Source organism: Sphingobium sp. SG1, from assembly GCF_057063145.1.
Window position 1 is genome coordinate 442428 of record NZ_JBVVOJ010000003.1, and the last position, 13312, is coordinate 455739.

A 13312-nucleotide genomic window follows, 5' to 3' on the forward strand; every position below is an offset into this window, starting at 1 on the left:
TCGATGCATTACATATAATTGCACAGCCCAGCTGTATCACAATAAGCTAATGAATCTTGGCACGGAAAAATTGCAGAAACATTTCATTTTTACTTAAATTTTGTGCGGCGCAATAGAGGATATTCCGCAGATCATTCGTCACCCCCTATGTCGATATAATGACAAAATCAGGGGGCATCGAATGAATAGACTATCTGCTCTAAAAATTTCTCTGATCGCCGCATCATCCTGGTCGGCCTGCGCCATGGCGCAGGAAGCACCGCAGGAACCGCAGGCCGATGAAGGTGCAGCCATCATCGTTACCGGCACCCGCGCAACCGGCATGCAGGCCGCGGAAAGCGCCGCGCCGGTTCAGGTCTTCGGCGAGGAAGCGCTGAGCCATGTCGGCCAGCCGAACCTCAACCAGGCCCTGACCCAGATGGTGCCAAGCTTCACCGCCCAGACCCAGGGCACCGACATGTCGAACTTCTCGCTGTCGGCCCGTCTGCGTGGCCTGAGCCCCAACCACACGCTGGTGATGGTGAACGGCAAGCGTCGCCATGGCTCGGCCATTCTTCAGGTCATCGCCGGTCCGTTCCAGGGTTCGGCCGCGCCCAGCATCGACCTCATTCCGCCAGATGCCGTATCCCGCATCGAAGTGCTGCAGGATGGCGCCGCCGCCGTCTACGGCACCGACGCGATCGCCGGCGCCATCAACATGATCCTCAAGGATGACAGCGAAGGCGGCAGCTTCAAGGTCACTGGCGGCCAATATTACAACAGCGAGGGCGAACTGTTCTCGGCTTCGGGCAATGTCGGCTTCAAGCTGGGCGAAGACGGTTTCTTCAACCTGACCGGCTTCCATCGTCGCCAGAACTACACCTCGACCGGCACCGGCCAGGTGACCATGTCGGACATTGATGGCAATCCCTATGTGCCGACAGCCGGCACCTATCCGGGCTCGTTCGGATCGACCAACAATTATTATGACCCCGCCTGGGCTGGCCTCGACCTCAACGGCATCAACGGCGGCCAGGCCAAGTCGCAGCTCAACCTGCTCTTCTACAATATGGGCTATGATTTCGGCGGCGTCGAACTCTACAGCTTCGGCGACGTGTCGCGTCGCGTCGGCTATGCCAAGCAGGGCTATCGTCCGCCCAACCGCATCTGCGCCAGCACCACCGATACCAGCACCTGCTTTGGTGACACCGGCACGTTCGGCATGGTCCCCCAGCAGAAGGTGGAGCAGAAGGAATATAGCTTCACGGTTGGCGCCAAGGGCGAATTTGGCGGCGGCTGGAACTATGACGTCAGCACCACCTATGGCTATGACCAGAACAAGATCTGGACGATCGAATCCGCGCATCGCGCCATGTGGATCGAAAGCTACACGGCCGCACAGAATGACTCCAGCATCACGCCCTACACGCCGACCGACGCCTATGACGGCGGCTTCAAGCTCAGCCAGCTGACCAACACCCTCGACATCCGTAAGGAATTCGACGTTGGCATGGCCGAACCGCTGACCCTGGCCTTCGGTGGCGAATATCGTCGCGACACCTATGAAATCGTCGCCGGCGACTTCGCATCGACCTACAAGGAAGGCGTCCAGTCCTTCCCCGGCTACAAGGATGTCGATGCCGGCAAGCACAGCCGCAGTTCGAAGGCTGGTTACATCAACCTGATCGCCAGCCCGGTCGAAGGCTGGACCATCGACCTTGCCGGCCGCTACGAAGATTATAGCGACTTCGGCGACACCACGATCGGCAAGATCACCACCCGCTACGACTTCTCGGATGCCTTCGCGATCCGTGGCACGGCCAGCACCGGCTTCCGTGCGCCCACGCTTGCGGAATCCTTCTACTCGACCGTCAATGTCGGCCCGACCAGCGCGGTGCTCCAGTTGCCGGCCGGTTCGCCAGCCGCCATGCTGCTGGGCTTCAATGCCCTGCGTCCGGAAAAGTCGACCAACTTCTCGGCAGGCATCGTCCTGCGTCCGGCTCCCAAGCTCGCGATCACGATCGATGGCTATTATATCAAGATCAAGGATCGTATCTCGGCAACGGCTTCGCTGCCGGCCATTCAGGGCGGTCTGCCCGTCGCCGGTGCGGAAGACATTCTCGCGGCGATCGCGTCCACCGGCCTGGTGCTCGACACCGGCCTGCAAACGCTGGGCGTGGCGAGCTTCACCAACCTGATCGACACGGAAACCTATGGTGTCGACTTCTCGGCCAACTATGTCGTGCCGCTCGACTTCGGCAAGCTCAACCTGTCGCTGAACGCGAACTACAACAAGACCAAGATCACCGACAACAAGAACACCAGCCTGTTCAGCGCGCAGTCGGAAAGCTACATCGAAGACGCTTCGCCCGACTACAAGATTGTCGCCGGCATCAACTTCGCCAGCGGCCCCTTCTCGGCCAACCTGCGCCAGACCTTCTACGGCAAGACCAGCATCCTCGTCCGCTCGGCCCTTTCGGCAGCGGCGATGAACGGCCAGCCGCTTGAACGTGACGGCGTGGTCAAGGCGACCGGCATCACCGATCTGGAGCTGGGCTATGACTTCACCGATTATGTGAAGTTCTCGATCGGCGCGAACAACCTGTTCGACAAGCGCCCCGAAAAGCCCAAGCTGCTCAGCGGCGTGACCGTCCTCCCCGGCCAGTCGCCCTATGAGAACGGCTCCACCAGCTGGAACTCCTATTATGGTCACGGTGCCTATGGCTCGGCCGGTGGCTATTACTACGCCCGCGTAGACTTCAAGTTCTGATAGGCTAGAACTGAAGGGCCGGTCTCCCAGGAGACCGGCCCTTTTGCTTTGTCAGCGTCCTGAAGCCGGTCGGCACGACCGCGGCTCGCAGGACGCGGCAACAATGATAGGGATGTGGATCGATGCCTCGATCCCCATCAGGGGGAAGCGAAAACCATGACCGACCGTCCGGACACTCTCAGCCGCCGCATGCTGATGCGCGGTGCCATGGGCGCGGCGGCAATAGCCGGCGCGGCACCCGCCCTCGCCCAGCGCGACCGCAAGGTGGCGATGAGCGATGATCCCAAGGCAATGGTCGCCACGCTGACCGACGGCATCTTCATCAACAGCAACGAAAACCCGCTCGGCCCCGCCCCCGCCGCGCTGCAGGCGCTGTCCGGGCTCGATCCGCTCGCCGGCCGCTATGGCATGGCCTTCGCGTCGAAGCTGGAAAGCCTGTTCGCCCGCCAGAACGGCCTGGCACCCGACCAGGTTCAGGTCCATCCCGGTTCCTTCATGCCATTGCGCTCGGTCGCGCTGACCTACTCGTCCAAGACCCGCCCGATCGCCTATTTCGAGCCGACCTTCGACCAGGGGTTCCTGGGCAAGGGCAACCAGCCGGTCACCCGCGCCGTCGCCCTGCCGCTGGCCGGCGACTTCACCGCCGACGTCCGCAAGCTGCTGGCCGCCGCGCCCGAGGCTGGCGTCTATTATCTCTGCAATCCCAACAACCCGACCGGCCTGCCCATCCCGCGCGCCGACATCGAATGGCTGCTCGCCAACAAGCCGGCCGGTTCCGTACTGCTCGTCGACGAGGCCTATATCCATTATAGCGATGCGCAGAGCTGCCTCGACCTGGTCGCGAAGGGCGCGGACGTGCTGGTCACCCGCACCTTCTCGAAAATCTACGGCCTGGCCGGCCTGCGCTGCGGCCTGATCGCCGGACGCAAGGATCTGCTCGACGGCATGGCCGACTATGGCGTCAACATCACGCCGATGCCCGCCGTGGTTGCAGCCGAAGCCAGCCTGCTCGATCCCACGCTGCTGCCCCAGCGCAAGGCCTATAACAAGGCGGTGCGCGACGATCTCTTCGCCTGGCTCGACGCGCGCGGCCTCAAATATCTGCCGTCGCAGACCAGCTTCGCGATGATCCATGTCGGCCGCCCCGGCGCCGATGTCACCGCCGCGCTGGCGAAGGAAAAGATCTTCATCGGCGGCCCGCGCAAGAATATGGACGACTGGGTACGCGTCTCCTTCGGCACGCCGGCCGAGATGCAGGCGTTCAAGACCGCGCTCGCCCGGATCATGGCATGAGCCTCAGCCGGCGTCAGGCACTGGGGGCGGCGCTCGCCGTGCCGCTGGCGGCACAGGCAGCCCGCGCCGTCGCCGCACCGCCATCGCTGCCCGACAAGGCCAGTTTCGCCGCCACCCCGGTCGCCTATCTCGACAGCGCCGCCACCCATCCGGTGAGCCTCAGCGCCAAAGCCGCCGCCGACGCCTATCTCGCCGGCCGCACGCTCGATCCCGTCGCCGCCGCGCGCAAGCCGGTCGATCGCGCCGCGCTGATCGCGAAATTCGCCGCGCTGATGGGCGCTGATGCGGACGAGATCACCTGGGTCCAGTCCACCACGATGGGCGAACAGGCGGTGCTGCGCGCGCTCGGCTTGCCAAAGGAGGGCGGCCGCGTCGTCACCGACACGCTCCATTTCTACGCCGCCTTCCCCATGTATCAGGAAATGGCGAAACAGGGCGTCGACGTCGCCTGGGTGCAGGCGCGCGAGGGCCGCATCGCGCCCGAGGACATGGCCCGCGCCATCACGCCGGGGACGAAGCTGGTCAGCGTCTCGGCCGTCTCCACCTATAATGGCTTTCAGCATGACCTGAAGGCGATCAGCGCGATGGCGCACAAGGTCGGCGCGCTGGTCTATGCCGACATCATCCATGCCGCCGGCGCGGTGCCGATCGACCTGCATGACAGCGGCGTCGATTTCGCCGCCTGCGCCACCTATAAATGGCTGATGGGCGATTTTGGCCTGGGCTTCCTCTATGTCCGGCGCGGTGTCGCGGACCGGCTGCCGCGCACCGAATATGGCTATTATGGCTTTGCCGCGCCCGATGCGTCGCCGGGCATCGGCCTGTCCCCGCCGCAAACCCATATCTTCCCGCTCGATCCGCCCGGCGATGCGCCGACCAGCTATGTCGCCCGCCCCGGCGCGCTCGGCCATTTCGGCACCGGCACCTATGCCCAGGCGATCAGCGCCATGCTCGATCATTCGATCAGCTACATCTCGGCCCTCACCGTCCCGGCGATCCAGGCCCATGCCCAGCAATTGATCGGCCAGTTGCGCGACGAACTGCCGCGCAAGGGCTATCGCCTCATCACCCCGCCGGGCACGACCAGCCCGCTGCTGAGCTGCGTCCTGCCCAATGCGAAGGGCCTGCTCACCGATCCGCTGGCCAAAGCGCAGGTCCGCATGTCGGTCCACGACAATTATTTCCGCATCTCGCCATCGGTGTTCAACGATGACAGGGATGTCGAACGGCTGATCGCCGCCCTGCCCCGCGTCTGATCCTTTTCGGAGCCCTATGATGAAAAAGCTGCTCGCCCCCGCCCTTCTCGCCAGCCTCATGATCGCCGCCCCCGCCGCCGCGCAGAAGCCGCTGCCCGCCAAGCTGCCCTTCTCGCCCGCGATCCGGGTCGGCGACATGCTCTACATGTCGGGCCAGATCGGCCAGGTGCCCGACGGCATGGACCCGCACAAGGAAGGGTTCGACGCGGCAGTGAAGAATGCGATGGATTCGATCGGCAAGATCCTCAAGGACAATGGCCTCGACTTCGGCCATGTCGTCAAATGCACGGTGATGCTGGACGACATGGCCGACTGGCCGCGCTTCAACACCACCTATGTCAGCTATTTCGAAGGCAAGCGCCTGCCCACCCGCAGCGCCTTCGGTGCCGACGGCCTGGCGCTCGGCGCCCCGCTCGAAGTGGAATGCCTGGCCTCGTTCAAATAGGCCAGCCGGGCCTCGCCTGGACCGTCATGGACAGGCGAGCCTCCCATCTTTCCTACACGCGTCTTTCCTGATCTATCCTGACGGATGGACCAGCCCCGCCCCAATCCACCCGTCCCCGCACCCCGGCCACGTCGCCGCCAATGGACGCCCGATCGCCAGCGCCGCTTCCTCGCCGCGCTGCTCGAAACCGGCAATATCAGCCATGCCGCGCAACTGGTCGGCATGTCCCGCTCCAGCGCCCACCGCTTGCGCGATCGGCTGGCCGGCACCGGCTTTGATCGCAGCTGGGCCAGCGCACTGGCGCTCCACGCCGCCCGCCTAGCCGATCCGCTCGCGCCAATCCGCCCGCGCAGGGGGCCGATCGGCCGATAAATGTCGCCTCACTGTCGTTTCGCTGTCGCCTGACTGTCGCTTCGGCGTGACCTTAGTGTCGCGTCGGTGTCGCGTTACAGGCGCGTCACAGGCGCATTTCCGCCGAAATCGCCCGGAAATCGCGACGCAGAACGGTGTGAACTTTCAACTGTCGCGTCGTTTCAGCCCCTTCCCTTCCCCCGCTTCGATCCCCATAGAGATCAGCCATGACCGACCAGCCTGCGCAAGCCGCCATCGAGATCCGCGACCTGACCAAGGTCTATAAGGGCGGCAAGCGCGCGCTCGACGGGATCAACCTCACCATCCCGCGCGGCCAAATCTATGGCCTGCTCGGCCCCAATGGCGCCGGCAAGTCGACCACGATCAACATCCTCGCCGGCCTCGTCAACAAGACCAGCGGTTCGGCCAGCATCTGGGGCTTCGACATCGACGCCAATCCGCGCAATGCCAAGAACAGCATCGGCATCGTGCCGCAGGAGATCGTCTTCGATCCCTTCTTCACGCCGTTCGAGACGCTGGAGAACCAGGCCGGCTATTATGGCGTGCCCAAGGACAGGCGCCGCTCGATGGAGCTGCTGCGCGCGGTCCATCTGGAGGACAAGGCCAATGCCTATGCCCGCACGCTCTCCGGGGGCATGAAGCGCCGGCTGCTGGTGGCCAAGGCGATGGTCCATTCGCCGCCGATCCTGGTGCTGGACGAACCCACCGCCGGCGTCGACGTGCAGCTGCGCCAGCAGCTCTGGGCCTATGTGAAGGAACTGAACGCCATGGGGGTGACGATCGTCCTCACCACCCATTATCTCGAAGAGGCCGAAGAGCTGTGCGACCGCATCGGCATCATCAACCATGGCCGGGTCATCACCGACAAGCCGACCCGCGAGCTGATCGCGATGGCGCAGGAAAAGGTGGTGCAGGTCACCGTCGACCGCGACATCACCGCCCCGCCCAGCGACCCCAGCTTCGAGAAGGTCGAGCTGACCGACGAGCGCACCCTCACCATCACCTATATGAAGAACCGCGCCAATGCGGGCCAGGTGCTGAGCGCGGTGCAGGCCGGCGGCCTCGCCATCGTCGACGTGGTCACCCGCGACCCCGACCTGGAGGATGTCTTCCTCAACCTGACGGCGGCTGCCTGAAGAAACCCCGTTCGGTTCGAGCCTGTCGAGAACCAGTGCGCAGGGTTCTCGACAAGCTCGAACCGAACGGGATAGGGCAAAAGCCCGGAGAGTGAATATATATGCCCACCATCACCCATGACGTCGTCATCATCGGTTCCGGCGCGGCCGGGCTGACAGCCGCCATCAACCTCGCGCAGGACCGCAAGGTGGTAGTGCTGGCCAAGGGCGCGCTGGATGGCGGATCGACCAACTGGGCGCAGGGCGGCATCGCCGCGGTACTCGACGCGGGTGACAGTTTTGCGGCCCATGTCCATGACACGATGGTCGCGGGCGCCGGCCTCAACGATCAGGATACGGTCGAGTTCGTCGTGTCCGAAGCCCCCGCCGCGATCGAGCGGCTGGCGGAACTGGGCGTGCCCTTCAATCCCAATGAAGAGGGCGATGGCGACGAGTTCGGCGAACGCTGGCACCTGACCCGCGAGGGCGGCCACAGCCATCGCCGCATCGTCCATGTCGACGACGCCACCGGCCATGCGGTGCAGGTTGCGCTGCTCAAGGCCGCGCGCGCCAATCCCAACATCACCCTGATGGAGGATATGGTCGCGGTCGACCTCATCACCTCGCGCCATGGCGAGCGCTATTCGGGCGACGGCCATGTCTGGGGCGTCTATGCCTTCAACAAGCAGACCGGCCATGTCGACACGATCCTCGGCCGCGCGACCATCCTCTGCACCGGCGGCGCGGGCCGTACCTATCTCTTCTCCACCGCGCCGCGTGGCGCCACCGGCGACGGCATCGCCATGGCCTGGCGCGCGGGCTGCCGCGTGTCGAACATGGAGATGAACCAGTTCCACCCCACCTGCCTCTATAATCTGGAGGTCAAGAATTTCCTGATTACCGAAGCGGTGCGCGGCGAAGGCGGCCACCTGAAGCTCCCGCCCGGCGTGCCGGGCGGCGGCGAGCGTTTCATGCCCCGCTTCGACGCCCGCGCCGAACTGGCGCCGCGCGACGTGGTGGCGCGCGCCATCGACCATGAGATCAAGCGGCTGGGCCTCGACTATGTCCATCTCGACATCAGCCACAAGCCGCCCGAATTCGTGAAGCAGCATTTCCCGACCATCTATGCCCGGCTGCTGGACCTCGACATCGACATCACCAAGGAACCGATCCCGGTCGTCCCGGCGCAGCATTATACCTGTGGCGGCGTCATCATCGACCTGGACGGCCGCACCGACCTGCCCGGCCTCTATGCCGCGGGCGAAGTGACCGAAAGCGGCCTGCACGGTGCCAATCGCCTCGCCTCCAACTCGCTGCTCGAATGTTTCGTCTTCGGCGAGGCGGCGGCCAAGCATATCCGCGCCAACTGGCACGACCTGCCGGCCCCGCCGCCGATCCGGCCGTGGGACGAAAGCCGCGTCACCAATGGCGACGAAGAGGTCATCGTCCAGCATAACTGGAAGGAAATCCGCCGCTTCATGTGGGACTATGTCGGCATCGTCCGCACCACCAAGCGGCTGGAGCGCGCCCAGCATCGCATCGACCTGCTGTCGAAGGAAGTCGATGAATATTACGGCAATTTCCGAGTTACGCCGGACCTGATCGAGCTGCGCAACCTGCTCGAAGTCGCCCGGCTGGTGGTCCGCTCGGCCCTCCATCGCAAGGAAAGCCGGGGCCTGCACTACACGCTCGACTATCCCGAGACGCTGGCGCAAGCCGTCGACACGGTGCTGGCGCCCTGACCCAAAAAAAGAGGCGCGGCCGGGCAGCCGCGCCTTTGAAGGGAGGAGGAGCAAACGCCAGGGGCGTCGTCTCGCCGACCAAATTAGCGCCGATCCAGGCCGGCGCTTTGATCGAGGTCAAACGCCCTTGAGGAAATTGCCGAGCGCCGCATTGAACCGGGTCGGCTGGTCGGCCATCACGACATGGCCGCTCGGCCCGATCGGCATCAGCTTCGCGTCCTTCTTGGCCGCATAGGCGGCCCGGAAGCGCCGGGTGATCTCGACCGACTGGGCCTGGTCCGTGCCGACGGCATAGACCACCGACATCGGCACACCGATCCGGCCGAGCTGGGGGCCAAGATCGGTATTGGCCAGGTCACGCAGCGCGGTGGCGATCACCTCCGGATTGCTGCCCTCCGCCCCCGGCGCCTGCGCGACGATCTGGGCGAGGTAGCGGCGCCCGGCCGCCGTGCCGGTGAAATATTGGCTGAGCTGGTCGGCCAGATAGCCCATGCCATTGGCGGTGCCGCCGACCATCGCCGCCCCGGCGGGCAGCATGTCGACCACCATCACCCGGCTGGCGAGGCCTTTGAGGCCCTGCATCATCGCCAGCGTGCCGCCCATGCTGTGCCCGACCACCGCCGGCCGCCGCAGTCCCGCGGCAGCGATATAGCGGGCAATCTCGTCCGCCACCGGCTGCACCACCGGCCCGCTGCCATTGGCGTCGGCAGCAAGGCCGGCAAAGCCGCGGACATGAACCAGATGCCAGCGATAGCCCGGCATCTGCCCCGTCACGCCGTTCCAGATGCCCGGACCGCTGGCAAGACCGGGGATCAGCAGCACGTCCCGGCCGCTGCCGCGCACCGTCACCATGATCCGGCGCGACGCAAAATCCGCTGCCAGTGCCGGCATCGCCCATCCCGCCGCCAGTGCGCCCGCGCCGCAGAGCAGGCTGCGTCGATCCATCAGTCCGTCCGTCATCCGCTCCCTATTGCCGCCCCGCCGCTGAACCGCAACTGAGCGCCGTTCCGCCGTTCAGACTCCTTACATCGCAATTGTGGAATCATTCGTCGCATCGTCCTTGCCTACAATGCGGGTCGCCGCGCCTTGTAACGGCTTGAAGTGCGGGGTTAGTGATGAGTTCGAATGATAGCAGGCGCGTCTCGTCGCGCCTTGTGCTTGCGGTGGTTGCCTTGTCCGCCTGCGTCGGCGCACCACCCCAGCCGGGTGCCCAGGCCAGCAGCGCGCGACCGAATAATCCGCCGCGCCAGACGGTGCAGCCCACGACCAACACATGGCCGATCAAGCAGGTCGCCAATCCCCCCGCCCCGTTCAAGGATATCGACCAGCGCGAGCAGCCCTCGCCCGCTCTCGTCAGCGTGATCCAGAATCTGGGTCAGAGCTTCCGGGGCAAGGTCGGCATCGCGGTGCGCCGGGTCGGGGCGGACTGGACCGTCGCCTATAATGGCAATGCCCTGTTCCCGCAGCAGAGCGTGTCGAAACTGTGGGTATCGATGACCTTCCTCGATGCGGTTGATCGCGGCAAGATCCGTCTCGCCGATTCGACCACCATCACGAAGAAGGATCTGACCCTGTTCCACCAGCCGAGCGCGGCGATGGTGGGATCGGGCGGCTGGACCACCACCTATTCCGACCTGATGCGCCGCGCGATGACGCAGAGCGACAATACCGCCAACGACACGCTGCTGCGCGCGGTCGGCGGGCCGGACGCGGTGCGCGGCTATCTGGCGCGCCGCCACATCGCCAATATCCGCTTTGGGCCCGGCGAACGGCTGCTGCAATCGACCACCGCCGGCCTCGACTGGCGGCAGGATTATTCGATCGGCCGCAATTTCTACGCCGCCCGCGCCGCGCTGCCCATGTCGGTGCGGCAGAAGGCCCTCGACAATTATCTCGCCAGCCCGCCCGATGGCGCCGCGCCGGCGTCGATCGTGCAGGCGCTGGCCAAGCTCAAGGAAGGCGACATGCTGTCCTCGGCATCGGCGCGCGTGCTGATGAACTTCATGGAGGAAGCCAAGACCGGGCCGCAGCGGATCAAGGGCGGCGTCCCCCATAGCTGGACCTATATGCACAAGACCGGCACCGGGCAGGATCTGCCGCCGCGATCGACCGGCTATAATGATGTCGGCATCATGACCGCGCCCGACGGCACCAGCTATGCGGTTGCGGTGATGATCGGCAGCACCACCGTGTCGATCCCCGAACGCTGGCAGCTAATGCAAGCCGTGTCGCGCGCCGTGGTCGCCAATCATGAGAAGCGCTAGAGCATCCTTCGATTCACCCTAATCGGAGGATGCTCTAAGGATCAGAAGCGCCTGACGACGCCGACATAGAGTTCGGTGTCGGGGCTGTCATGGTTGAGGCCCAGATTGGCGCCGGCATCGAACTGCATGTCGTCGCCCGCCTGCCAGCCCAGCGACAGCCCGGCCAGCGCCTGGGTGGCATGGCCGTCGGGATCATCGTCGCGCATCAGCGACGCCTCGATCGATCCGGACAGGCTGTCGCTGATGTCGAAGCCCAGCCCGGCGACGCTGCCATAGGCGAGATGCCGGCCATCGCCATCCTCATCGACCGCCGCATCCACTTCCGGCGTTGCCAGCAGGCTGAAACCCTGCCCCAGATCATAGCTGATCGGCACCAGCATCCCGGCGCCCCAATCACCCTCGCCGATCGCGTCGCCGCCGGTCGGCAGGCTGGCGTAGGGCATGACCGCGATCGAGAAGCCCGAACCATCGGGATTGCGCAAATTCTGCCGCAGCGCGACGCGCATGTCGCCGATGCCGCTGTCCTTCTCGACCGCGCCGGTCGCCCGATCGCGCGTGCGCACATGGCCAAAGGCGGTCCAGCCCAGTTGCGCTTCCAGGCTGTCGGTCAGGCCGATGCGCAGCAGTGCGTCGCCGACGTTCACAGTGTCGATGCGGCTCTCCGCATCCTGTTCGCGGGTCCAGTCGCCCAGCCCCAGTTCGACCTGAACCTTGCCCGGTGCCATGGTGCAGGGCGGCGTGTCGAGCCCAGGCCGGTCGGCGCAGAAGTCCCGATCATCCTGCGCCCAGGCCGCGCCACCCTGCGCCGCCATCGCCAGCAGCATCGCCGCGCCCCATGCCCGCATCATACGCCCTCCCCTTCCCAATCTATTTCCAGCGCAACGAAACGGATAGGAAGCAGCAAATATCCCGCACTGGCCTTTACTGTCCCGCTGCGGCACTAAGTCCCTATGCCGCGCCCCTTTTCCTCGCTGCTCGACCGCGTGACGCCGCGCACCATCGATGAACTGGAATGTGCGCTGTCGGTGCTGGGCGCGATCCTGCTCGCTCATCTGCTCGGCGCCACCCATGTCTCCTGGGCCGCCTTTGCCGGCTATATGGTGATGCGTGGCCATGCCGCCGAAACGCTGGCGCGCGGCGTGCTGCGGATTATCGGCACGGTCGCGGGCGGCCTGATCGCGCTGGGCAGCGCGCCCTTCATTGTCGGCTACTGGCCCGCCGCCGCCGCGGCGCTGGCGCTGATGGGCACGATCAGCCTCTATGCCGCGATCACCTCGCGCCGTTCCTATGCCTGGCTCTTCTTCGGCCTGACCTACGCCATGGTCGTGCTCGACAAGATCGAGCATCCCGCGATCGCCCTGCCCGAATTCGTCCAGACCCGCGTGCTCGAAACGCTGGCCGGCATCGCCGCCAGCCTGATCGTCAGCCTGGCCTCCACCCTGACCCTGCGCCGCCGCTGGCCGGCCAAGCGCACGCCCGCCGCGACCGGCGCGGGCTGGCACGGGGATTCGCTGCGCCATGCGCTGCAGGCCGGCGTGGCGCTGGCGCTGCTGGTGGCGCTCAATGCCTGGATTCCTGTGCCCGCGCTGGCGCAGGGCGCGATCATGATCATGGCGGTGATGCTGCTGCCGGTCACCGGCATCGGATCGAGCGGCCTCGCCCCGGTCAGCCAGCGCATCCTGCAACGCATGATCGGCTGCATCGGCGGCGCCCTGTTCGCGGCCTTCTTCCTGGTCGCGGGTGCCGACAATATGGCGCTGCTGCTGGGCGCCACGGCGATCGGCGTGATGCTGGGCCGGCATCTGGAAAATGGCGATCCGACCCATCGCTATGTCGGCACCCAGTTCACCCTGGCGGTGCTGGTGATGCTGGTGCCCGACCGCTATGACCAGCTGGTGCTGGAACCTGGCGTCGAGCGGCTGATGGCGATCTTCATCGGCATGGCCGTGCTGATGCCGGTGCTGCTGGTCGGCCATATGCTGCGTGGTCGGCGCGCCGACGAAGCGACCGCCCCGTCAAGCGGTGAGAGCGGCGGCGTATAAGCGCCCGGCACTGGAGCGGCGGGCCAATCCCCGC

11 protein-coding genes are annotated in these 13312 nt (G+C 65.4%); 9 read left to right on the plus strand and 2 right to left on the minus strand.

The genetic code is table 11. The features are described 5' to 3' along the window. Positions 1-181 precede the first annotated feature (181 nt). From AC0KVN_RS10075 to nadB, 7 genes are all read left to right on the plus strand, one after another. On the plus strand, positions 182-2749 hold the full coding sequence (locus tag AC0KVN_RS10075) for a TonB-dependent receptor plug domain-containing protein (RefSeq protein ID WP_029547592.1): 2568 nt from the start codon (positions 182-184) through the stop codon (positions 2747-2749). A gap of 156 nt (positions 2750-2905) precedes the next feature. Further along, a complete protein-coding gene (locus tag AC0KVN_RS10080) occupies positions 2906-4042 on the plus strand; it encodes an aminotransferase class I/II-fold pyridoxal phosphate-dependent enzyme (protein ID WP_435566819.1) in 1137 nt (378 codons plus the stop codon). Then, on the plus strand, positions 4039-5298 hold the full coding sequence (locus tag AC0KVN_RS10085) for an aminotransferase class V-fold PLP-dependent enzyme (RefSeq protein WP_435566820.1): 1260 nt from the start codon (positions 4039-4041) through the stop codon (positions 5296-5298). The genes AC0KVN_RS10080 and AC0KVN_RS10085 overlap by 4 nt, the downstream gene beginning before the upstream one ends. A 19-nt stretch (positions 5299-5317) precedes the next feature. Further along, positions 5318-5743, plus strand: coding sequence for a RidA family protein (locus AC0KVN_RS10090; RefSeq protein ID WP_099231394.1), 426 nt, complete (start codon positions 5318-5320; stop codon positions 5741-5743). Between the two features lie 84 nt (positions 5744-5827). Next, the gene (locus AC0KVN_RS10095) at positions 5828-6115 is read left to right on the plus strand and encodes a terminase small subunit (RefSeq protein WP_435566821.1); all 288 of its coding nucleotides are present in this window, start codon (positions 5828-5830) and stop codon (positions 6113-6115) included. Between the two features lie 206 nt (positions 6116-6321). Further along, complete coding sequence (locus AC0KVN_RS10100; protein ID WP_004208122.1) at positions 6322-7251, plus strand: ABC transporter ATP-binding protein; 930 nt, start codon at positions 6322-6324, stop codon at positions 7249-7251. Positions 7252-7352: 101 nt separating this feature from the next. Next, the gene (gene nadB / locus AC0KVN_RS10105) at positions 7353-8972 is read left to right on the plus strand and encodes an L-aspartate oxidase (protein WP_313394781.1); all 1620 of its coding nucleotides are present in this window, start codon (positions 7353-7355) and stop codon (positions 8970-8972) included. Between the two features lie 117 nt (positions 8973-9089). Here the strand turns inward: nadB and AC0KVN_RS10110 are convergent, their stop codons facing one another. Beyond that, positions 9090-9932 (minus strand): alpha/beta fold hydrolase, encoded by an 843-nt coding sequence (locus tag AC0KVN_RS10110; protein WP_017501896.1) that lies wholly within the window; start codon positions 9930-9932, stop codon positions 9090-9092. A gap of 155 nt (positions 9933-10087) precedes the next feature. Between AC0KVN_RS10110 and AC0KVN_RS10115 the strand changes: the two genes are divergently transcribed. After that, positions 10088-11236 carry a serine hydrolase gene (locus AC0KVN_RS10115; protein ID WP_037517655.1) on the plus strand — a complete coding sequence of 383 codons (1149 nt, stop codon included), beginning with the start codon at positions 10088-10090 and terminating at the stop codon, positions 11234-11236. 41 nt (positions 11237-11277) lie between these two features. Here the strand turns inward: AC0KVN_RS10115 and AC0KVN_RS10120 are convergent, their stop codons facing one another. Then, complete coding sequence (locus AC0KVN_RS10120; RefSeq protein WP_435566910.1) at positions 11278-12081, minus strand: transporter; 804 nt, start codon at positions 12079-12081, stop codon at positions 11278-11280. 105 nt (positions 12082-12186) lie between these two features. On the opposite strand from AC0KVN_RS10120, the gene AC0KVN_RS10125 reads away from it, so the two are divergent. Beyond that, the gene (locus AC0KVN_RS10125) at positions 12187-13278 is read left to right on the plus strand and encodes an FUSC family protein (RefSeq protein ID WP_287002860.1); all 1092 of its coding nucleotides are present in this window, start codon (positions 12187-12189) and stop codon (positions 13276-13278) included. Positions 13279-13312 lie beyond the last annotated feature (34 nt).

Excerpts from the sequence above, each read along its gene's own strand:
- AC0KVN_RS10120 (WP_435566910.1), bottom strand. The coding sequence starts at position 12,081 with ATGCGGGCATGGGGCGCGGCGATGCTGCTGGCGATGGCGGCGCAGGGT.
- nadB (WP_313394781.1), top strand. The coding sequence starts at position 7,353 with ATGCCCACCATCACCCATGACGTCGTCATCATCGGTTCCGGCGCGGCC.
- AC0KVN_RS10125 (WP_287002860.1), top strand. The coding sequence starts at position 12,187 with ATGCCGCGCCCCTTTTCCTCGCTGCTCGACCGCGTGACGCCGCGCACC.
- AC0KVN_RS10080 (WP_435566819.1), top strand. The coding sequence starts at position 2,906 with ATGACCGACCGTCCGGACACTCTCAGCCGCCGCATGCTGATGCGCGGT.
- AC0KVN_RS10110 (WP_017501896.1), bottom strand. The coding sequence starts at position 9,932 with ATGACGGACGGACTGATGGATCGACGCAGCCTGCTCTGCGGCGCGGGC.
- AC0KVN_RS10075 (WP_029547592.1), top strand. The coding sequence starts at position 182 with ATGAATAGACTATCTGCTCTAAAAATTTCTCTGATCGCCGCATCATCC.
- AC0KVN_RS10095 (WP_435566821.1), top strand. The coding sequence starts at position 5,828 with ATGGACCAGCCCCGCCCCAATCCACCCGTCCCCGCACCCCGGCCACGT.
- AC0KVN_RS10090 (WP_099231394.1), top strand. The coding sequence starts at position 5,318 with ATGAAAAAGCTGCTCGCCCCCGCCCTTCTCGCCAGCCTCATGATCGCC.
- AC0KVN_RS10100 (WP_004208122.1), top strand. The coding sequence starts at position 6,322 with ATGACCGACCAGCCTGCGCAAGCCGCCATCGAGATCCGCGACCTGACC.
- AC0KVN_RS10085 (WP_435566820.1), top strand. The coding sequence starts at position 4,039 with ATGAGCCTCAGCCGGCGTCAGGCACTGGGGGCGGCGCTCGCCGTGCCG.
- AC0KVN_RS10115 (WP_037517655.1), top strand. The coding sequence starts at position 10,088 with ATGAGTTCGAATGATAGCAGGCGCGTCTCGTCGCGCCTTGTGCTTGCG.